This window comes from Pseudomonas paraeruginosa, assembly GCF_003025345.2.
In the GTDB taxonomy this organism is placed as follows: Bacteria; Pseudomonadota; Gammaproteobacteria; order Pseudomonadales; family Pseudomonadaceae; genus Pseudomonas; species Pseudomonas paraeruginosa.
Genome location: NZ_CP020560.1, coordinates 1,417,474 through 1,437,189, shown reverse-complemented (window position 1 = coordinate 1,437,189; position 19,716 = coordinate 1,417,474). Strand labels below are relative to the sequence as shown.

Here is a 19,716-nt window from a genome sequence, read left to right as displayed (position 1 = left end):
GCTTGCCACCAGGCGACGGATACGATCATCCACGCGACATGCGATCGATTATCCGATCAATTACTCGACAGAGGCATCCAGCAATTCGCGAACCGGCGCAAAGGAACGCCGGTGGATCGGCGTGGGCCCCAGGCGGGAAAGCGCCTCGAGATGGACCGCGGTCGGGTAGCCCTTGTGCCCGGCCATGCCGTAGCCCGGGTAGAGCCGGTCGAGTTCGACCATTTCCCGGTCGCGACTGACCTTGGCCAGGATCGATGCCGCGGCGATCGCCGGCACCTGGCTGTCCCCCTTGACCACCGGTGCGCTGGGCACCGCCAGCCGGGGACAACGGTTACCGTCGATCAGGGCCAGGCGCGGGGTCACGCTCAGGCCCTCGACCGCGCGCTGCATGGCGAGCATGGTGGCATGGAGGATATTCAGGCGGTCGATTTCCTCGACCTCGGCGCGGGCGACGCACCAGGCCAGGGCCTTCTCGCGGATCTCTTCGAACAGCGCCTCGCGGCGGGCTTCGCTGAGCTTCTTCGAGTCGTTCAGGCCGAGGATCGGCCGGCTCGGATCGAGGATCACCGCGGCGGTCACCACCGGCCCGCACAAGGGGCCGCGACCGACCTCGTCGACACCGGCGACCAGGTCCTCGACCAGGTTGAAATCCAGGCCCAGTTGCATCAGCGGCGCTCCACCAGTTGCAGGACGGCATCCGCCGCCTGTGCCGACGCATCCTGGCGCAGGGCGCGGTGGATGGCGTCGAAGAATTCGACCTGCTGCGAACCGTCGTCCAGCAGCGGCGAGAGGGTCGTGGCCAGCGCTCGCGGGGTCGCGGCGTCCTGGATCAGCTCCGGCACCAGCAGGCGCCCGGCCAGCAGGTTGGGTAGAGAGATGTAGGGGCTTTTCACCAGGCGCTTGAGGATCCGGTAGGTCAACCCGGCGACCCGATAGGCCACCACCATCGGCCGCTTGTAGAGCAGCGCCTCGAGGGTCGCGGTGCCGGAGGCGATCAGCACCGCATCGCAGGCGGCCAGCGCTTCGTGGGAAGCGCCGTCGAGTAGCGTCAATGGCAGAGGCTCACGGCCCTGGAGCATCCGCTCGATCTGTTCGCGCCGTGCGGCACTGGCGCAGGGCAGCACGAAACGCAGGCCCGGCCGCTCGCCGAGCAGGCGCTGGGCGGTGTCGAGGAACAGTTCGCCAAGCTTGCCGACCTCTCCGCCACGACTGCCCGGCATCAGCGCCACGACCTGTCCGTCCAGCGGCAGCCCGAGCCGCTCGCGAGCCGCCACGCGATCCGCCTGCAGGGGAATGGTGTTGGCCAGTGGATGGCCGACGAAACGCACGGGAACGCCATGCTCCTCGTAGAAACGCGCCTCGAAGGGAAACAGCGCGAGCATCAGGTCACAGGCCTCGCGGATCTTCAGCACCCGCTTCTGCCGCCAGGCCCACACCGAAGGACTGACGTAGTGCACGGTACGCAGGCCGGCCTGGCGCAACCGGTGCTCGACGCCGAGGGTGAAGTCGGGAGCGTCGATGCCGATCATCACGTCCGGGCGGGCGTCGATCAGCGTACGGATCAGGCGCTTGCGCCGCCGCAGCAGCTCCGGCAAGCGACCCAGCACTTCGACCAGGCCCATCACCGACAGGCGCTCCATGGGGAAATAGCTGGACAGCCCTTCGGCCTCCATGCGCGGACCGCCGACGCCGATGAACTCGATCTCCGGATGCCGCGCCCGCAGCGCCTGCATCAGGCCGGAACCGAGGATATCCCCGGACGCCTCGCCGGCGACCAGGGCTACACGCAATCTGCCAGCCATGGGTCAGCGGGTGATGCCGCGGGTGGCGCTCTGGATCGAGTCGCGGAACACCGCGACCTCGGGGAACTGCGCCGCGCTTTCGGCCAGTTCGGCCAGGGCCTCCTCGACGGTATGCCCCTGGCGATAGACCACCTTGTAGGCACGCCGCAGGGCATGGATCGCCTCGCTGCTGAAGCCGCGCCGGCGCATGCCTTCGAAGTTCATGCTACGCGCCTCGGCCGGGTTGCCGAAGACCGTCACGTAGGCCGGGACGTCCTTGCCGATGGCGCTGCCCATGCCGGAAAAGCTGTGCGCGCCGATCCGGCAGTACTGGTGCACCAGGGTGTAGCCGGAGAGGATCGCCCAGTCGTCCACGTGGACATGCCCGGCCAGCGCTGTGTTGTTCACCAGGATGCAATGGTTGCCGATCACGCTGTCATGGCCGATATGCGCATAGGCCATGATCAGGTTGTGGTCGCCAATGGTGGTTTCCGCGCGATCCTGGACGGTTCCGCGATGAATGGTCACCCCTTCGCGGATCACGTTGTGGTCACCGATCACCAGGCGCGTCGGCTCGCCCTTGTATTTCAGGTCGGGAGTGTCCTCGCCGACGCTGGAAAACTGGTAGATGCGGTTGTGCTTGCCGATCTTCGTGGGCCCCTTGAGCACCACGTGCGGACCGATCACCGTCCCTTCACCGATCTCCACTTCCGCCCCGACGATGGACCACGGGCCCACCTGGACGTCAGGCGCCAGTCTGGCGCTCGGATCGATGATGGCGCGAGGATCGATCAAACTCATAGTTTGCGTTCCGCACAGATGATTTCGGCCGAGCATACCGGCTTGTCGTCGACGGTAGCGTGGCAGTCGAACTTCCAGATGCTGCGCTTGACGCTGATGAACTTGGCGTGCAACTGCAACTGGTCGCCCGGCAGGACCGGCTGGCGGAAGCGCAGCTTGTCCGAACCGACGAAGTAGTACAGGGTACCGTCGGCCGGCTTCACGTCGAGCATCTTGAAACCGAGGATACCGGCCGCCTGGGCCATCGCCTCGATGATCAGCACGCCCGGCATGATCGGATGTTCCGGGAAATGTCCGTTGAAGAACGGCTCATTGATGCTGACATTCTTGTAGGCGCGAATGCGCTTGCCTTCGATGTCCAGCTCTACCACCCGATCCACCAGCAGGAAAGGGTAGCGATGAGGCAGGTATTCGCGAATCTCGTTGATGTCCATCATGTTAGGGGGAGCCTGTTCAGAAAAGGGTGACGCAAAAAACGTCAATTACGCATCAGATGAAGCGTCACCGCTTGAGGTCACGGCAGCCAGGCGTTTTTCCAGCTGCTGAAGTCGACGCGCCATGTCGTCCAGTTGACGAATGCGCGCGGCGCTTTTTTTCCATTCGGCCGCCGGTTGCATGGCGGTACCGGAGGAATACGATCCCGGCTCGGTGATCGAGCGGGTCACCATGGTCATGCCGGTCACGAAAACGTTGTCGCAGATCTCGATATGCCCGACCAGGCCGACACCGCCGGCGAGCATGCAGTGCCTGCCGATCTTGGCGCTGCCGGAAATGCCGACGCAAGCGGCCATGGCGGTATGATCGCCGATCTGCACGTTGTGCGCGATCATGATCTGGTTGTCCAGCTTCACACCGTTGCCGATCAGCGTATCGGACAACGCGCCACGGTCGATGGTGGTGTTCGCGCCGATCTCGACGTCGTCGCCGATGGTCACCCCGCCGATCTGGGCGATCTTCTGCCAGACGCCCTTCTCGTTGGCGAAGCCGAAGCCTTCGCCGCCGATCACCGCGCCGGACTGGATGCTCACCCGTGCGCCGATGTTGACGTCGTGGTAGAGCGTGACCCGCGGCGCCAGCCAGCCGCCTTCGCCGATCACGCTGCGGGCGCCGACCACGCAGTGCGCGCCGATGCTGACGCCGGCGCCGATGCGCGCGCCGCCCTCGACCACCGCGTAGGCGCCGATGCTGGCGCTCGGATGAACCTCGGCGTCCGCCGCGACGATGGCGGTCGGATGGATGCCGGCAGCAGCCCTGGGTTTGCGGTCGAACAGGTGCGACAGGCTGGCATAGGCCAGGTAGGGGTTGGCCACCACCAGTGCGGTACCGGCGAACCCGTCGGCGTCGGCAGCCGTCAGCAGGACGGCGCCAGCACGGCTTTCGGGCAGGTACTTGCGATACTGCGGATTGGCCAGGAAGCTCAGATGGGCCGGTCCGGCTTCCTGCAAGGTCGCCAGGCCCTGGATCGGCAGGTCCGCGTCGCCACGGACTTGCGCGCCGACATGCGCGGCCAGCTGGCCCAGGGTGTAGGACAAGGTACTCATCATCAACGCAGCTGGTTCATCCGCTCGATCACCTGGCGGGTGATGTCGTACTGCGGCTTGACGTCGACCACGGCGCCACGCTCGATGACCATGTCGTAGCCGCCTTTCTTGATGGTTTCCTCGACGGCCCGGTCCAGCTTCGGCTTGAGCTTCTTCAGCATGTCGCGGTCGGCGGCGGCCTTCGACTCGTTCAGCTCCTTGGACTGGAACTGGAAGTCACGGGCCTTCTGCTTGAAATCCAGCTCGGCCTTCTCGCGGTCGCCCTGGGACATCTTGCTGCCGTTGGAAACCAGCTTGTCCTGCAGCGCCTTGGCGTCGCGCTCGAGGTTCTTCAGCTTGTTCAGCTGGGGGCCGAACTTCTTCTCGGCATCCACGGCGTATTGCTTGGCGGCATCGGACTCGAGCAGCGCCATCTGGTAGTTGAGCACCGCGATCTTCATTTCAGCGAACGCCGAAGGAGCCGCCATGATGGCCGCGGTGATCAGGACGAACTGGGTGAACTTACGCACGATGCACTCCTGCACAAAGCATGGTTTCGTTACTCGGTACTACGTACAAATCAGAAGGTCTGGCCCAGGGAGAACTGGAAGACCTGGGTTTCCGCGTTGTCCGGCTTCTTGATCGGGGTCGCCAGGCTGAAGCTCAGCGGGCCCAGCGCGGTGATCCAGGTCAGGCCGACACCCACCGAACTGGCGATGTTGTCGGTCTTGATACCGTCGCAGTTGGTGGTGGTCTTGGTCGGGCAGTCGGTATCGAAGGTGCTACCCACGTCCCAGAACAGCACGGTACGCAACTGGCGCTGGTCCTTGACGAACGGCATCGGGAACAGCAGCTCGGCGCCGCCGGTGATCAGGATGTTACCACCGAAGGCTTCGGGATCCTGGTCCGGGTCGGTATAGCGACCTTTTGAATCTGGTACTCCGTCGGGCAGACGATTGCCATTGGCATCGCGAGCGACTGACGGAGTACTGCGCGGCCCTAGCGTACTGTCCTTGAAACCCCGCACCGAGTTGAAGCCGCCGGCGTAGTAGTTCTCGTAGAACGGCAGGCGCTCGGTGGATCCGTAGCCGTCGCCATAGCCCAGCTCGGTGTGGAAGCGCATGGTGTAGTTGTCGGTCAGCGGGGCGAAGACCTGCCCGCGGTAGTCGATTTTGTAGAACGACAGGTCGCTGCCCGGCAGGGTGGTTTCCAGGGTCAGGCTCTGCGAGTGACCACGGGTGGCCAGCACGCCCTTGTTCAGGGTCGACTCGGACCAGCCGATGGAAGCCTTGAAGTTGGTGAAGTTGTCGCCTTCCTTGTCGAGGAAGTCGTAGATCTCGTCCACGGTATAGCGGCCGGTGTCGATCTGGTCGCGCTGCACGCTCAGGCCGTAGGTCAGGCGCGAGGTCTCGCTGATCGGATAGCCGATGCTCATGCCGGCGCCCAGGCTGTTCACCGAGTAGCTGGCGACGTCGACGTCGAGCTCGTCGTAGTCGGTCTTCCGATAGAAGGCGTTGTAGCCGAGGCTGACGCCGTCGACGGTCCAGTAGGGGTCGACGAAGCCGAAGTTGTAGCGGGTCTGGTACTCGCTGCGGGTCAGGCCGATGCTGACCTTGTTGCCGGTACCCAGGAAGTTGTTCTGGCTGATCGAGCCGCCGAGGATCAGGCCGGCGCTCTGGGCGAAGCCGACGCTGGCGGTGATCGAGCCGGACGGTTGCTCTTCGACGCTGTAGTTGACGTCGACCTGGTCGTCGGTGCCGGGAACCGCCGGGGTCTCGACGTTGACTTCCTTGAAGTAGCCGAGGCGCTCCAGGCGGGCCTTGGACTGGTCGATCAGGTAGGTGGAGGCCCAGCCGCCTTCCATCTGGCGCATTTCGCGGCGCAGCACTTCGTCCTCGGTCTTGGTGTTGCCGCGGAAGTTGATGCGGTTGACGTAGGCGCGCTTGCCCGGGTCGACGACGAAGGTCACCGAGACGGTCTTGTCATCGTCGTGGGCTTCCGGCACGCCGTTGACGTTGGCGAAGGTGTAGCCCTCGTTGCCCAGGCGACGGGTGATCAGGTCGGAGGTGGTGGTCATCACCTTGCGCGAGAACACCTGGCCCTTCTGCACCAGCAGCAGGCGCTTCACTTCCTCTTCCGGCACCTTCAGGTCGCCGGTCAGCTTCACGTCGCGGATGGTGTACTTCTCACCCTCGTTGATGTTGACGGTGATGTAGACGTGCTTCTTGTCCGGGGTGATGGATACCTGGGTGGAGGCGATATCCATGTTGATGTAGCCGCGGTCCAGGTAGTAGGAACGCAGGCGCTCGAGGTCGCCGGAGAGCTTCTCGCGGGCGTACTTGTCGTCGTTCTTGAAGAACGACAGCCAGTTGGTGGTCTTCAGTTCGAACAGGTCGGTCAGGTCTTCTTCGGAGAAGACGGTGTTGCCCACCACGTTGATGTGGGAAATCGCGGCGACCGTGCCTTCGTTGATGTTGATCTTCAGCGCGACGCGGTTGCGCGGCTGCGGGATCACTTCCGCGTTGATCTCGGCCGAGTAGCGGCCCTGGGCCACGTACTGGCGTTGCAGCTCGTTGCGCACGCCTTCGAGGGTGGCGCGCTGGAAGATCTCGCCCTCGGCCAGGCCGGACTGTTTCAGGCCCTTGAGCAGGTCTTCCTTGGAAATCGCCTTGTTGCCCTCGATCTCGATGCTGGAGATCGACGGGCGCTCTACTACAGTGACTACCAGCACGTTGCCATCGCGGCCGAGCTGGATGTCCTGGAAGAAACCGGTCTTGAACAGGGAACGGGTGGCCTGGACGAGGGACTGGTCGTCGACGGTCTCGCCGACGTTCAGCGGCAGGGCGGCGAACACGCTGCCGGCGGACACCCGCTGCAAACCATTGACCCGGATATCGGAAACAGTGAAGGACTCGGCGTGAACCTCGGCGATCATCAGCGCTGACAGCAGCGCGGGTAGCAGAAAGCGTTTCATGGAGTCCTTTTTTTCCAACTGACAAATAGAGAATCTGCCGCAAAGGGCGGCAGATTCGAATTCAACATGACTACAGACGACTCAGATCGTTGACCAGAGCGAGCAACATCACGCCAACGACCAGACTGATGCCGATCTGCATCCCCCAAGCCTGTACCCGTTCGGATAATGGGCGCCCGCGCACCCACTCAACCAGATAGAACAACAGATGCCCGCCATCGAGGACAGGGATCGGCAGCAGGTTGAGAACCCCCAAGCTAATGCTCAGATAGGCCAGGAAATTGAGAAAATCCCCCACGCCAGACTGGGCTGAAGCGCCCGCCACTTTAGCAATGGTTATCGGCCCGCTCAAGTTTTTTACCGAGAGCTCGCCGAGCAACATTTTCTTTATGGAGTCGAGCGTTAGCAGGCTCATGGTCCAGGTTCGCGAAAGCGCCTGACCCACCGCTTCCAGCGGTCCGTAGCTCACTTCGCGGAGCATTTCCGCCGGCCATTCGCTGCCCGAAACCCCCGCGCCCATGTAGCCGGTCCGGGCCTTGCCCTCGCCGCGCGAGGCCAGATCCAGGGCAATATCCAGCACTTCGCCGTCGCGCAGCACCTTGAGCTGGACGCGCTGCCCGGGGCGGGCGCGGACGCTGTCCACCACCTGCTGCCAGTCGTCGACGGCGACGCCATCGATGCCCTGCAAGCGGTCGCCGACCTTCAGCCCGGCGGCCTGCGCCGGCCCCTTGGGGTCGAGCTCGGCCAGCACCGGCGGCAAGGCCGGCCGCCAGGGCTGGATACCCAGCGAGGCGATGGGATCGGGATTGTCCTCGCCCTTCAGCCAGCCATCCAGACGCACCTGGTGGGTGGAATCGACATTCGAGCCTTTTTCCTGCACCCGCACTTCCAGCGTACCGCTCTCGCCGAGACGGCGAACCAGCTGCAGGTTGACCCCGTTCCAGCCGGTGACGGGCTCGCCATCCACCGCCAACAGCTCCTGTCCGGCCTCCAGGCCAGCCTGGGCGGCCAGGCTCTCCGGCGCCACGGAACCGATGACCGGGCGTACCTGCTGGCTACCGAGCAGGGCGACGACCCAGAAGAACAGAATCGCCAGTAGGAAATTGGCGATGGGACCAGCCGCGACGATGGCGATCCGCTGACGCACCGTCTTGCGATTGAAGGACTGCTCGAGCAGATGGGCCGGTACTTCCGCCTCGCGCTCGTCGAGCATCTTGACGTAGCCGCCCAGCGGAATGGCCGCCACCACGAACTCGGTGCCGTGCCGGTCGTGCCAGCGCAGCAGCGGCGTGCCGAAGCCGACGGAGAAGCGCAGGACCTTGACCCCGCAGCGTCGCGCGACCCAGAAGTGGCCGAACTCGTGGAACGTCACCAGCACGCCCAGGGCCACCAGGGTGCCGACGATCATGTAAAGCGCACTCATCTCCTACCTCCAGGCCGTCCGAGGACTAGCCGGCGTACCGGGTCAACCACTGCCCGGCGACCGAACGCGCGCGGCGGTCGGCGGCCAGTACCTGGTCGAGCGATTCGACTGCGGTCACCGCTTCGCGGTTCAGCACGTCCTCGATGATAACCGCGATGTCGCTGAAACGGATGTGCCGCTCGAGAAACGCGGCCACGGCCACCTCGTTCGCGGCGTTCAGCATGGCCGGAGCGCTGCCGCCGGTTTCCGCGGCCTGGCGCGCCAGGCGCAGGCAGGGGAAGCGCTGTTCGTCGGGACGCTGGAAATCCAGGCGACCGACGGCGAACATGTCCAGCGGCGCAACCCCCGACTCGATCCGTTCCGGCCAGGCCATCGCATAGGAAATCGGCGTGCGCATGTCCGGATTGCCGAGTTGAGCAATCACCGAGCCGTCGACATAGTCCACCATCGAATGGATCACGCTCTGCGGATGGATCACCACCTCGACCTGGCTCGGCTGGGCGTCGAACAGCCAGCACGCCTCGATCAGCTCCAGGCCCTTGTTCATCATGCTGGCGGAGTCGACGGAGATCTTCCGCCCCATCGACCAGTTCGGGTGCGCGCAAGCCTGTTCCGGCGTCACCGAAGCGAGCTGCTCCAGCGGAGTCTCGCGGAACGGGCCGCCGGAGGCGGTCAAGAGGATCCGGCGCACGCCGACCCGCTCCAGGCCATCCGCATAATTGCGCGGCAGCGACTGGAAGATCGCGTTGTGCTCGCTGTCGATCGGCAGGAGCACTGCGCCGCTGCGCTTGACCGCCTGCATGAACAGCGCGCCGGACATCACCAGCGCTTCCTTGTTGGCCAGCAGTACGCGCTTGCCGGCCTCGACGGCGGCCAGGGTCGACGGCAGGCCGGCGGCGCCGACGATGGCCGCCATCACCATGTCCACTTCGGGCGCGCTGGCCACTTCGCACAACGCCTGCTCGCCGAACAGCACCCGGGTGCGGATGCCCGCCGCGGCGAGCGAGCCCTGCAAGGCGATCGCCGCGGCCTGCTCCGGCACCACCGCATAGACCGGGCGGTGCCTGAGGCACAGCGCCTCGAGTTCGGCGAGGCGGCTGAAGCCGGTCAGGGCGAAGGCCTCGTAACGATCGGGATGGCGCTGGACGACATCCAGGGTGCTCAGGCCGATGGAACCGGTCGCGCCGAGCACGCTGATCCGCTGCGGCCGGCTCATGGCGCGCCCCAGCCGGCGGCCCAGAGCAGCGCCGCGAACACCGGGATAGCGGCCGTCAGGCTGTCGATGCGGTCCAGCACGCCGCCGTGGCCGGGCAGCAGGCTGCTGCTGTCCTTGATCCCGGACTGGCGCTTGAACATGCTTTCGGTGAGGTCGCCGACGATGGAGACGAACACCACCAGGGCTGCGCCGAGCAGGGCCAGCAGCAGCGCGCCGAAGGACCAGCCGCGATAGAGGCCGACCACCAGGGTGATCGCCAGGCTTGCCGCCAGGCCGCCGTATACGCCTTCCCAGCTCTTGCCGGGGCTGACCCGCGGCGCCAGCTTGCGCTTGCCGAAGGCCTTGCCGGAGAAATAGGCACCGATATCCGCGCCCCAGACCAGCACCATCACCGCGATGATCAGGCCGTTGGCAAGCGGCCACTGCTTGAGCAGGACCAGGCCCTGCCAGGCCGGCAACAGGATCAGCAGGCCCATTCCCAGGCGCCGCCAGCGGCCGCCCCAGTAGCCGACGCTTTCCGGGTAGGTGAGCACCAGCACCGTGGCCAGGGTCCACCAGACCAGCGCCAGCAGGAGCACGGCGCCCGCCAGTTGCGGCAGGTGGTAGAGCGCGACCATCAGCAGGGCCACCAGCGCGGCATAGGCGACGCGGGCGAACTGCCGCTCATAGCCGGCCAGGCGCGCCCATTCCCAGGCCCCCAGGCTGACCACCACGCCGATGAACAGGGCGAAGGACGCCCCTTCGAGAAGGAAAAAACCACCCAGCGCGATGGGCAGCAGCACCAGCGCCGTGATGATCCGTTGTTTCAGCATGACGGACGGGCCTCGGCCTCGACTTGCTCGCTGGTCTTGCCGAAGCGGCGCTGGCGCTTGGAGAAATCCGCCAGGGCAGCCCGCATCGCCGCGTGCTTGAAGTCGGGCCAGAACAGGTCGGAGAAATACAGCTCGGCATAGGCCAGCTGCCAGAGAAGGAAATTGCTGATGCGATGCTCGCCGCCGGTGCGGATGCACAGGTCGGGCAGCGGTTGGTCGCCAGTCACCAGGCAACCCTGGAGCAGCTCGGCGGAGATATCGTCCGCCGCCAGGTGCCCGCCCTGGACCTCGCGCGCCAGGCGCTGGGCGGCCTGGACGATATCCCACTGGCCACCGTAGTTGGCGGCGACCTGCAGGAGGAAACGGGTGTTGCCCGCGGTGGCGGCTTCCGCTTCGCGCATGGCCGCCTGCAGCTCCGGATGGAAACGCGTGCGATCGCCGATGATGCGCAGGCGGATGCCGTTCTCGTCGAGCTTGCGCACCTCGCGGCGCAGGGCCACGAGGAACAGCTCCATCAGCGCGCTGACCTCGTCGGCCGGACGCTGCCAGTTCTCGCTGGAAAAGGCGAACAGGGTGAGGACCTCGACCCCCGCCTCGGCGCAGACCTCGATCACCGCCCTGACGGCATCGACACCGGCCTTGTGGCCGGCGACGCCGGGCAGAAGACGCTTCTTCGCCCAGCGGTTGTTACCGTCCATGATAATGGCCACATGGCGTGGCACGCACACATCCTTCCGGGTCTTTTCCATGACGTCAGCCCGGCCTCAGACAGCCATGAGGTCCGCTTCTTTGGCTTCCAGTGCCTTCTCGATCTCACCGATGAACTTGTCGGTCAGCTTCTGCACGTCGTCGCCGGCGCGGCGCTCGTCGTCCTCGCTGATTTCCTTTTCCTTCTGCAGGTCCTTCAGCTGGGCCAGCGCATCGCGGCGGATGTTGCGCACGGACACCCGCGCCTGCTCGGCCTCGGCGCGCGCCTGCTTGGTGTAGCCCTTGCGGGTTTCCTCGGTCAGGGCCGGCATCGGCACGCGGATGGTGGTGCCGGCGGTAGCCGGGTTGAGGCCCAGGTCGGAAGTCATGATGGCCTTCTCGACCGCCTGGATCATGCTCTTGTCGAACACGGCCAGGGCCAGGGTGCGGGAATCCTCGACGGTGACGTTGGCGACCTGGCGCAGCGGCGTGTCGGCTCCGTAGTAGGACACCATGACGCTATCCAGGATACTCGGATGCGCACGCCCGGTGCGAATCTTGGCGAAGGCGTGGCCCAGCGCTTCCAGGGTCTTGCCCATGCGCTCCTGCGCTTCCTTCTTGATCTCGTTGATCATTCTCAACCCTCCTCGATCAGGGTGCCTTCGGCACCACCCACAACAATATTCAGCAATGCGCCCGGCTTGTTCATGTTGAACACCCGCAGCGGCATGTTCTGGTCACGGCACAGGCAGATGGCGGTCAGGTCCATCACGCCGAGCTTGCGGTCGAGCACTTCATCATAGGTCAGGCGCTCGAACTTCTCGGCATTCGGGTCCTTGAACGGGTCGGCAGTGTACACGCCATCGACCTTGGTAGCCTTAAGGACCACGTCGGCGTCGATCTCGATGGCGCGCAGGCAGGCCGCCGAGTCGGTGGTGAAGAACGGGTTGCCGGTGCCGGCGGAGAAGATCACCACCTCGCCGCCGTTCAGGTGGCGCATGGCCTTGCGGCGGTCGTAATGGTCGGTCACGCCGACCATGGAGATCGCCGACATCACCAGCGCGGGGATGTTCGAACGCTCCAGTGCGTCGCGCATCGCCAGGCCGTTCATCACGGTGGCGAGCATGCCCATGTGGTCGCCGGTCACGCGGTCCATGCCGGCCGCGGACAGCGCCGCGCCACGGAACAGGTTGCCGCCGCCGATGACCAGGCCGACCTGTACGCCGATCCCGACCAGTTGGCCGATCTCCAGCGCCATGCGGTCCAGCACCTTGGGATCGATGCCGAACTCCTCCGAGCCCATCAGGGCTTCGCCGCTCAATTTTAGAAGAATGCGTTTATAGCGAGGTTGACGAGCGCTCACTTGCTGAGCCATGACCTTTTTCTCCTGCGGCGATAAAAATTCGTGACGGCGCTGCCGTCCTGGGCGGAGACGCCTTCGCGCCTGCGTTGCGTGCAAGCCCGCCGAGCGGGCCGGCAACGCGGAAGCTGCCCCTGACGCTTCCCCATTTTGACGAAGAGGCCGCACGCATCAGCGGGCAGCCTCTTCCGGGGCGACAGTCGGAACCGTCTTTGTTACTGCTTGGTGGCGGCTACCTGGGCAGCTACTTCGGCAGCGAAGTCGACTTCGGCCTTCTCGATGCCCTCGCCCACTTCGTAGCGCACGAAGGAGACGATCTCGGCGCCGGCCTGCTTGGCCAGGTCGCCGACCTTCACTTCCGGGTTCTTCACGAACGGCTGCTCGACCAGGCTGGCTTCGGCGAGGAACTTGCTGATGCGACCCTTGACCATGTTCTCGACGATGTTCTCCGGCTTGCCGGCGATCTTGTCGGCGTTCAGCGCCAGGAAGATTTCCTTCTCTTTCGCGATCGCTTCTTCGGACACTTCCGAAGCGCTCAGGAACTGCGGGTTGCTGGCGGCGACATGCATGGCGATGTCCTTGGCCAGTTCCGGATTGCCGCCCTTCAGGTTGACCACGACACCGATGCGGTGGCCGTGCAGGTAGGCGCCGACCACGTCACCCTCGACCCGGGTCAGGCGACGGATGTTGACGTTCTCGCCGGTCTTGGCGACCAGGGCCAGGCGAGCTTCCTCGCGCGCTTCGACCAGCGGAGCGGCGTCGGTCAGCTTCTCGTTGAAGGCCTTCTCCAGGCTCTCGGCGACGAAGCCCTTGAAGTCGTCCTGCAGGGCCAGGAAGTCGGTCTGGGAGTTGACTTCGATGATCACGGCGGCTTTGTTGTCGGCAGCGATCTTGACTGCGATCGAGCCTTCGGCGGCGATGTTGCCGGCCTTCTTGGCAGCCTTGATCGCACCGGCAGCGCGCATGTCGTCGATGGCCTTCTCGATGTCGCCACCGGCGGCGGTCAGCGCCTTCTTGCATTCCATCATGCCCAAGCCGGTACGCTCGCGCAGTTCTTTAACCATGGCTGCAGTAATTTCTGCCATTTCGAAATCCTCTTGAGTGGTAGCTCTCAAAAAACCTTTGCGCCCGGCCGGGCCGGGCAGAAACTCGAAGGTGGCAAAAAGGGGGCCTAGCCCCCTTCCTGCGCACCGTAGGACGTCTGCACGCCCCGGAATCAGCCTTCGGCGGATTCGGCCGGCGCTTCCTCGACGAACTCGTCGGCGCTGGTGGCAGCGCCCTGCTTGCCGCGGATTACCGCTTCGGCCATCGAGTTCAGATAGAGTTGCACGGCGCGGATGGCATCATCGTTACCGGGAATTACATAGTCGACGCCTTCCGGGCTGCTGTTGGTATCGACGACGCCGATGACCGGGATGCCCAGCTTGTTGGCTTCGGTGATGGCGATGCGCTCGTGGTCGACGTCGATCACGAACAGGGCATCCGGCAGGCCGCCCATATCCTTGATGCCGCCCAGGCTGCGCTCGAGCTTCTCGAGGTCGCGGCTGCGCATCAGCGCTTCTTTCTTGGTCAGCTTGTCGAAGGTACCGTCCTGGGCCTGGGTTTCCAGGTCGCGCAGGCGCTTGATCGACTGGCGGATGGTCTTGTAGTTGGTGAGCATGCCGCCCAGCCAGCGGTGGTCGACGTACGGCATGCCGCAACGGGCGGCTTCCTCGCGAACGATCTTGCCGGCGGAACGCTTGGTGCCGACGAACAGGATCTTGTTCTTGCCGGCGGCCAGGCGCTCAACGAAGGTCAGGGCCTCGTTGAACATCGGCAGGGTCTTTTCGAGGTTGATGATGTGGATCTTGTTGCGCGCGCCGAAAATGAACTTGCCCATTTTCGGGTTCCAGTAACGGGTCTGGTGGCCGAAGTGCACACCGGCCTTCAGCATATCGCGCATGTTGACTTGGGACATGATAGTTCCTCGATAAGTCGGGTTAGGCCTCCACGCATCCCAATGACCAACCCTTGCGGGCACCCAGGTCATCGTGTCGATGCATGTGTGGGTTTGTGCTCCGGAAAAAGGCCGCAGCCTCGGAGCGGGGCGCTTTATACCATAACCGTGGACGCAGTGAAACCCGCGACGGATGGCCGGGCGGGAGTAGATCGGTCGGTCAGGTCTGCTAGAATCGCGTATTCCTTATTATTCATGCGTGCTTGCACGCCCCAAGAGAATTCGCATGACCGTCACCATCAAGACGCCTGATGATATCGAGAAGATGCGCATCGCCGGCCGCCTGGCCGCCGAAGTGCTGGAGATGATCGGCGAGCACATCAAGCCCGGCGTGACCACCGAAGAGCTGGACCGCATCTGCCACGACTACATCGTCAACGAACAGAAGGCGATCCCCGCCCCGCTGAACTACAAGGGCTTCCCCAAGTCGATCTGCACCTCGATCAACCATGTGGTCTGCCACGGCATCCCCAACGAGAAGCCGTTGAAGGAAGGCGACATCCTCAACGTCGACATCACCGTCATCAAGGACGGCTACCACGGCGACACCAGCAAGATGTTCCTGGTCGGGAAGACCGCGGAATGGGCCGAGCGTCTCTGCCAGATCACCCAGGAATGCATGTACAAGGGCATTTCCGTGGTGCGTCCGGGCGCACACCTGGGCGACATCGGCGAGATCATTCAGAAGCACGCGGAAAAGAACGGCTTCTCGGTGGTCCGCGAATACTGTGGCCACGGTATCGGCACGGTGTTCCACGAGGAGCCGCAGGTCCTCCATTACGGTCGCGCCGGCACCGGTATCGAACTGAAGGAAGGCATGATCTTCACCATCGAGCCGATGATCAATCAGGGCCGCCCGGAAACCCGCCTGCTCGGCGACGGCTGGACCGCCATCACCAAGGACCGCAAGCTCTCCGCCCAGTGGGAGCACACCGTGCTGGTGACCGCCGATGGCTACGAGATCCTCACCCTGCGCAACGACGAAACCTTCCCGCGCACCTCGGCCGCCTGATCCGGCCCGGCTTTTGCTGCCAGCCGTGCGCCTCGACGTCCCGCCCCATTCCGGCGGGGCCGACGCCCCGATCTGGCGCGCAACCCGCACCAGGATAGCGCACACCAGCACCAGGACGGGGCGTTCGCGTATCGAACCCAATCGCTAGCAGATAAAGGAAGGCCGCATGCCGCAGGTGGATCCCGAATTGTTCGATCGCGGGCAGTTCCAGGCGGAACTGGCCTTGAAGTCCAGCCCGATCGCCGCCTTCAAGAAGGCCATCCGGCAATTCCGCGAGGTCCTCGACCAGCGCTTCAACAGCGGTCGCGACATCCGCCGCCTGATCGAAGACCGCGCCTGGTGCGTCGACCAGGTCCTGCAGCAGGCCTGGCAGCGCTTCGACTGGGGCGACGACGCCGACATCGCGCTGGTCGCCGTGGGCGGCTACGGTCGCGGCGAGCTGCACCCCTATTCCGATGTCGACCTGCTGATTCTCCTCGACAGCGAGGACCAGGAAAGCTTCCGCGAACCGATCGAAGGCTTTCTCACCCTGCTCTGGGACATCGGCCTGGAGGTCGGCCAGAGCGTGCGCTCGGTACGGCAATGCGCCGAGGAGGCGCGCGCCGACCTGACGGTGATCACCACCCTGATGGAGTGCCGTACCATCTGCGGCCCGGACAGCCTGCGCCAGCGCATGCTGGAAGTGACCGGCAGCGCGCATATGTGGCCGAGCAAGGAATTCTTCCTGGCCAAGCGCCATGAGCAACAGCGCCGCCACGCCAAGTACAACGACACCGAGTACAACCTGGAACCCAACGTCAAGGGCTCGCCCGGCGGCCTGCGCGATATCCAGACCATCCTCTGGATGGCCCGCCGCCAGTTCGGCAGCCTCAACCTGCATGCCCTGGTGCGCGAAGGCTTCCTGGTGGAAAGCGAATGCAGCATGCTCGCCTCCAGCCAGGAGTTCCTCTGGCGGGTCCGCTATGCCCTGCACATGCTCGCCGGGCGCGCCGAGGACCGCCTGCTGTTCGACCACCAGCGCAGCATCGCCCGCCTCTTCGGCTACGAGGACAACGACGTCAAGCTGGCGGTCGAACGTTTCATGCAGAAGTACTACCGGGTGGTGATGGCGATCTCCGAGCTGAACGACCTGATCGTCCAGCACTTCGAGGAAGTCATCCTGCCCTGCGAGCAGCCGGTGCAGATCCAGCCGCTGAACAGCCGCTTCCAGTTGCGCGACGGCTACATCGAGGTGACCCACCCGAACGTCTTCAAGCGTACCCCGTTCGCCCTCCTGGAAATCTTCGTGCTGATGGCCCAGCACCCCGAGATCAAGGGTGTGCGCGCCGACACCATCCGCCTGCTGCGCGACAGCCGGCACCTGATCGACGACGAATTCCGCCACGACATCCGCAACACCAGCCTGTTCATCGAACTGTTCAAGAGCAGCCAGGGCATCCATCGCAACCTGCGGCGGATGAACCGCTACGGCATCCTCGGCCGCTACCTGCCGGAATTCGGCCACATCATCGGGCAGATGCAGCACGACCTGTTCCACATCTATACGGTGGACGCGCACACGCTCAACCTGATCAAGCACCTGCGCAAGCTGAACCGGCCGGAGATGGCCGAGAAATATCCGCTGGCGAGCAAGATCATCGAGCGCCTGCCCAAGCCGGAGCTGATCTACATCGCCGGCCTCTACCACGACATCGCCAAGGGCCGCGGCGGCGACCACTCCGAACTCGGCGCGGTGGACGCCGAGGCCTTCTGCCAGAGCCACCAGCTGCCGCTGTGGGACACCCAGCTGGTGTCCTGGCTGGTGCAGAACCACCTGGTGATGTCGACCACCGCACAGCGCAAGGACCTCTCCGACCCGCAGGTGATCTTCGACTTCGCCCAACTGGTCGGCGACCAGACCCACCTCGACTACCTCTACGTGCTCACCGTGGCCGACATCAACGCCACCAACCCGACCCTCTGGAACTCCTGGCGCGCCAGCCTGCTGCGGCAGCTCTACACCGAGACCAAGCGCGCCCTGCGCCGCGGCCTGGAGAACCCGGTGGACCGCGAGGAGCAGATCCGCCAGACGCAGACCGCGGCCCTCGACCAACTGGTGCGCAACGGCATCGACCAGGACGACGCCGAGCAGCTCTGGAGTCAGCTCGGCGACGACTACTTCCTGCGCCACACCGCCGGCGACGTGGCCTGGCACACCGAGGCGATCCTCCAGCACCCGGACGACGGCACGCCGCTGGTGCTGATCAAGGAAACCACCCAGCGCGAATTCGAAAGCGGCTCGCAGATCTTCATCTACGCCGCCGACCAGCACGACTTCTTCGCGGTGACCGTGGCCGCCATGGACCAGCTCAACCTGAGCATCCAGGACGCCCGGATCATCACCTCCACCAGCCAGTTCACCCTCGATACCTACATCGTGCTGGACGCCGACGGCGACTCCATCGGCAACAACCCGGAGCGCATCGCCGAGATCCGCGAAGGGCTGATCGACGCGCTGAAGAACCCCGACGACTACCCCACCATCATCCAGCGTCGGGTGCCGCGCCAACTCAAGCACTTCGCCTTCGCCCCGCAGGTGACCATCTCCACCGACGCGCTGCGCCAGGTCTCGGTGCTCGAGGTCATCGCTCCCGACCGTCCCGGCCTGCTGGCGCGGATCGGCGGCATATTCCTCGACTTCGACCTGTCGGTGCAGAACGCCAAGATCGCCACCCTCGGCGAACGCGTGGAAGACGTCTTCTACATCACCGACGCGCGCAACCAGCCGCTCGCCGACCCCGACCTGTGCAAGCGCCTGCAGGCCGCGCTGGTCGAACAACTGTCACAGGACAACGGACGGGACACCCTGCCCACCCGGATAAACTTCTGAGAAGCCTTGCCAACGCCATGAATACCGCACTCGACAACCTGCAGCCCTACCCCTTCGAGAAACTCCGCGCCCTGCTCGGCGGCGCCCAGCCGCCCGCGACGCTGAAGCCGATCGCACTGTCCATCGGCGAGCCCAAGCACCGCTCGCCGAGCTTCGTCGCCGAGACCCTGGCGGAGAACCTGGACCAGCTTGCGGTCTACCCGACCACCCTCGGCCTGCCGGCCCTGCGCGAAGCCATCGCGCGCTGGTGCGAGCGGCGTTTCTCGGTGCCGGCCGGCTGGCTGGATGCGGCGCGCCATGTGCTGCCGGTGAACGGCACCCGCGAGGCGCTGTTCGCCTTCACCCAGACCGTGGTCCGCCGCAGCGAGCCCGGCGAGGCCCCCGGCCTGGTGGTCAGCCCGAACCCGTTCTACCAGATCTACGAAGGCGCGGCGCTGCTCGCCGGGGCCGAACCGCACTACCTGCCGTGCCGCGAGGAAAACGGCTTCAATCCCGACTTCGACGCAGTCGACGAGGCGACCTGGCAGCGCTGCCAGATTCTCTTCCTCTGCTCGCCCGGCAACCCCACCGGCGCCCTGGTGCCGCTGGAGACCCTGAAGAAGCTGATCGCCCTGGCCGATCGCTACGACTTCGTGATCGCCGCCGACGAGTGCTACAGCGAACTCTACTTCGACGAAAACGCCCCGCCGCCCGGCCTGCTCAACGCCTGTGCCGAACTGGGCCGCACGGATTTCAGCCGCTGCGTGGTGTTCCACAGCCTGTCCAAGCGCTCCAACCTGCCCGGCCTGCGCTCGGGCTTCGTCGCCGGCGACGCGGAAATCCTGAAGAAATTCCTCCTCTACCGCACCTACCACGGCTGCGCCATGCCGGTGCAGACCCAACTGGCGAGCATCGCCGCCTGGAACGACGAGGTCCATGTGCGCGCCAACCGCAGCCTGTACCGCGAGAAGTTCGACGCCGTGCTGGCGATCCTCGACGGTGTGCTCGACGTACAGCGCCCGGACGGCAGTTTCTACCTGTGGGCGCGCACCCCGGTGGACGACACCGTCTTCACCCGCGAGCTGTTCGAGCGGCAGCACGTGACGGTGGTGCCGGGTTCCTACCTGTCTCGCGAGGTGGACGGCGAGAACCCCGGCGCCAACCGCGTGCGCATGGCCCTGGTGGCTCCGCTGGCCGAGTGCGTCGAGGCCGCCGAGCGCATCCGCGACTACCTGCGGGCGCGCTGAAGCCTGCGCGGACAAACGAAAAGGGATCGCCGTGGCGAT

At 65.0% G+C, this 19,716-nt stretch carries 18 protein-coding genes; 3 read left to right on the top strand and 15 right to left on the bottom strand.

The genetic code is table 11. The annotated features are described in order from the left end of the window. Positions 1-60: 60 nt before the first annotated feature. The 15 genes from rnhB to rpsB all read right to left on the bottom strand — a co-directional run bounded on the left by rnhB (position 61) and on the right by rpsB (position 14,531). Positions 61-666: a ribonuclease HII gene (rnhB, locus tag B7D75_RS06940; protein ID WP_003153754.1), complete on the bottom strand. Its 606-nt coding sequence runs from the start codon at positions 664-666 to the stop codon at positions 61-63. Further along, positions 666-1,802, bottom strand: a complete 1,137-nt coding sequence (gene lpxB / locus B7D75_RS06935) for a lipid-A-disaccharide synthase (RefSeq protein WP_034080326.1) — start codon at positions 1,800-1,802, stop codon at positions 666-668. Before lpxB ends, rnhB begins: the two co-directional genes overlap by 1 nt. Positions 1,803-1,805: 3 nt before the next feature. Beyond that, entirely contained in the window at positions 1,806-2,582 is a 777-nt protein-coding gene (gene lpxA, locus B7D75_RS06930) for an acyl-ACP--UDP-N-acetylglucosamine O-acyltransferase (protein WP_034080325.1), read from the bottom strand. Further along, complete coding sequence (gene fabZ, locus B7D75_RS06925; protein WP_003092375.1) at positions 2,579-3,019, bottom strand: 3-hydroxyacyl-ACP dehydratase FabZ; 441 nt, start codon at positions 3,017-3,019, stop codon at positions 2,579-2,581. The genes lpxA and fabZ overlap by 4 nt, the downstream gene beginning before the upstream one ends. 45 nt (positions 3,020-3,064) lie before the next feature. Beyond that, positions 3,065-4,126: a UDP-3-O-(3-hydroxymyristoyl)glucosamine N-acyltransferase gene (gene lpxD / locus B7D75_RS06920; protein ID WP_107113869.1), complete on the bottom strand. Its 1,062-nt coding sequence runs from the start codon at positions 4,124-4,126 to the stop codon at positions 3,065-3,067. Then, positions 4,126-4,632 (bottom strand): OmpH family outer membrane protein, encoded by a 507-nt coding sequence (locus B7D75_RS06915; RefSeq protein WP_003153759.1) that lies wholly within the window; start codon positions 4,630-4,632, stop codon positions 4,126-4,128. Before B7D75_RS06915 ends, lpxD begins: the two co-directional genes overlap by 1 nt. Positions 4,633-4,682: 50 nt before the next feature. Next, positions 4,683-7,076 carry an outer membrane protein assembly factor BamA gene (gene bamA / locus B7D75_RS06910; protein WP_012074696.1) on the bottom strand — a complete coding sequence of 798 codons (2,394 nt, stop codon included), beginning with the start codon at positions 7,074-7,076 and terminating at the stop codon, positions 4,683-4,685. Positions 7,077-7,146: 70 nt separating this feature from the next. After that, on the bottom strand, positions 7,147-8,499 hold the full coding sequence (gene rseP, locus B7D75_RS06905; protein ID WP_034080323.1) for a sigma E protease regulator RseP: 1,353 nt from the start codon (positions 8,497-8,499) through the stop codon (positions 7,147-7,149). A 25-nt stretch (positions 8,500-8,524) separates the two neighbouring features. Then, positions 8,525-9,715 (bottom strand): 1-deoxy-D-xylulose-5-phosphate reductoisomerase, encoded by a 1,191-nt coding sequence (ispC, locus tag B7D75_RS06900; protein WP_003153761.1) that lies wholly within the window; start codon positions 9,713-9,715, stop codon positions 8,525-8,527. After that, positions 9,712-10,527, bottom strand: a complete 816-nt coding sequence (gene cdsA / locus B7D75_RS06895) for a phosphatidate cytidylyltransferase (protein WP_003153763.1) — start codon at positions 10,525-10,527, stop codon at positions 9,712-9,714. The genes ispC and cdsA overlap by 4 nt, the downstream gene beginning before the upstream one ends. Next, positions 10,521-11,276: a polyprenyl diphosphate synthase gene (gene uppS, locus B7D75_RS06890; RefSeq protein ID WP_003113863.1), complete on the bottom strand. Its 756-nt coding sequence runs from the start codon at positions 11,274-11,276 to the stop codon at positions 10,521-10,523. Before uppS ends, cdsA begins: the two co-directional genes overlap by 7 nt. A 15-nt stretch (positions 11,277-11,291) precedes the next feature. Further along, positions 11,292-11,849 carry a ribosome recycling factor gene (gene frr, locus B7D75_RS06885; protein ID WP_012074694.1) on the bottom strand — a complete coding sequence of 186 codons (558 nt, stop codon included), beginning with the start codon at positions 11,847-11,849 and terminating at the stop codon, positions 11,292-11,294. A 2-nt stretch (positions 11,850-11,851) separates the two neighbouring features. Continuing rightward, entirely contained in the window at positions 11,852-12,589 is a 738-nt protein-coding gene (pyrH, locus tag B7D75_RS06880; RefSeq protein ID WP_012074693.1) for a UMP kinase, read from the bottom strand. 200 nt (positions 12,590-12,789) lie between these two features. Then, positions 12,790-13,659, bottom strand: coding sequence for a translation elongation factor Ts (gene tsf / locus B7D75_RS06875; protein WP_003092393.1), 870 nt, complete (start codon positions 13,657-13,659; stop codon positions 12,790-12,792). Between the two features lie 131 nt (positions 13,660-13,790). Further along, positions 13,791-14,531: a 30S ribosomal protein S2 gene (gene rpsB, locus B7D75_RS06870; protein WP_003153771.1), complete on the bottom strand. Its 741-nt coding sequence runs from the start codon at positions 14,529-14,531 to the stop codon at positions 13,791-13,793. Between the two features lie 265 nt (positions 14,532-14,796). Here rpsB and map point away from each other — a divergent pair, with 265 nt between their 5' ends. The 3 genes from map to dapC all read left to right on the top strand — a co-directional run bounded on the left by map (position 14,797) and on the right by dapC (position 19,677). Beyond that, a complete protein-coding gene (gene map / locus B7D75_RS06865) occupies positions 14,797-15,582 on the top strand; it encodes a type I methionyl aminopeptidase (protein ID WP_034080321.1) in 786 nt (261 codons plus the stop codon). A gap of 166 nt (positions 15,583-15,748) precedes the next feature. Beyond that, positions 15,749-18,451 (top strand): [protein-PII] uridylyltransferase, encoded by a 2,703-nt coding sequence (locus tag B7D75_RS06860; protein ID WP_043102929.1) that lies wholly within the window; start codon positions 15,749-15,751, stop codon positions 18,449-18,451. Positions 18,452-18,468: 17 nt separating this feature from the next. Beyond that, entirely contained in the window at positions 18,469-19,677 is a 1,209-nt protein-coding gene (gene dapC / locus B7D75_RS06855) for a succinyldiaminopimelate transaminase (RefSeq protein WP_034080319.1), read from the top strand. The last annotated feature ends 39 nt before the right edge of the window (positions 19,678-19,716 follow it).

What these genes read in the sequence shown, in the direction of transcription:
- rnhB (WP_003153754.1), bottom strand. Translation starts at nt 666, where the DNA reads ATGCAACTGGGCCTGGATTTCAACCTGGTCGAGGACCTGGTCGCCGGT.
- lpxB (WP_034080326.1), bottom strand. Translation starts at nt 1,802, where the DNA reads ATGGCTGGCAGATTGCGTGTAGCCCTGGTCGCCGGCGAGGCGTCCGGG.
- lpxA (WP_034080325.1), bottom strand. Translation starts at nt 2,582, where the DNA reads ATGAGTTTGATCGATCCTCGCGCCATCATCGATCCGAGCGCCAGACTG.
- fabZ (WP_003092375.1), bottom strand. Translation starts at nt 3,019, where the DNA reads ATGATGGACATCAACGAGATTCGCGAATACCTGCCTCATCGCTACCCT.
- lpxD (WP_107113869.1), bottom strand. Translation starts at nt 4,126, where the DNA reads ATGATGAGTACCTTGTCCTACACCCTGGGCCAGCTGGCCGCGCATGTC.
- bamA (WP_012074696.1), bottom strand. Translation starts at nt 7,076, where the DNA reads ATGAAACGCTTTCTGCTACCCGCGCTGCTGTCAGCGCTGATGATCGCC.
- rseP (WP_034080323.1), bottom strand. Translation starts at nt 8,499, where the DNA reads ATGAGTGCGCTTTACATGATCGTCGGCACCCTGGTGGCCCTGGGCGTG.
- ispC (WP_003153761.1), bottom strand. Translation starts at nt 9,715, where the DNA reads ATGAGCCGGCCGCAGCGGATCAGCGTGCTCGGCGCGACCGGTTCCATC.
- cdsA (WP_003153763.1), bottom strand. Translation starts at nt 10,527, where the DNA reads ATGCTGAAACAACGGATCATCACGGCGCTGGTGCTGCTGCCCATCGCG.
- uppS (WP_003113863.1), bottom strand. Translation starts at nt 11,276, where the DNA reads ATGGAAAAGACCCGGAAGGATGTGTGCGTGCCACGCCATGTGGCCATT.
- frr (WP_012074694.1), bottom strand. Translation starts at nt 11,849, where the DNA reads ATGATCAACGAGATCAAGAAGGAAGCGCAGGAGCGCATGGGCAAGACC.
- pyrH (WP_012074693.1), bottom strand. Translation starts at nt 12,589, where the DNA reads ATGGCTCAGCAAGTGAGCGCTCGTCAACCTCGCTATAAACGCATTCTT.
- tsf (WP_003092393.1), bottom strand. Translation starts at nt 13,659, where the DNA reads ATGGCAGAAATTACTGCAGCCATGGTTAAAGAACTGCGCGAGCGTACC.
- rpsB (WP_003153771.1), bottom strand. Translation starts at nt 14,531, where the DNA reads ATGTCCCAAGTCAACATGCGCGATATGCTGAAGGCCGGTGTGCACTTC.
- map (WP_034080321.1), top strand. Translation starts at nt 14,797, where the DNA reads ATGACCGTCACCATCAAGACGCCTGATGATATCGAGAAGATGCGCATC.
- B7D75_RS06860 (WP_043102929.1), top strand. Translation starts at nt 15,749, where the DNA reads ATGCCGCAGGTGGATCCCGAATTGTTCGATCGCGGGCAGTTCCAGGCG.
- dapC (WP_034080319.1), top strand. Translation starts at nt 18,469, where the DNA reads ATGAATACCGCACTCGACAACCTGCAGCCCTACCCCTTCGAGAAACTC.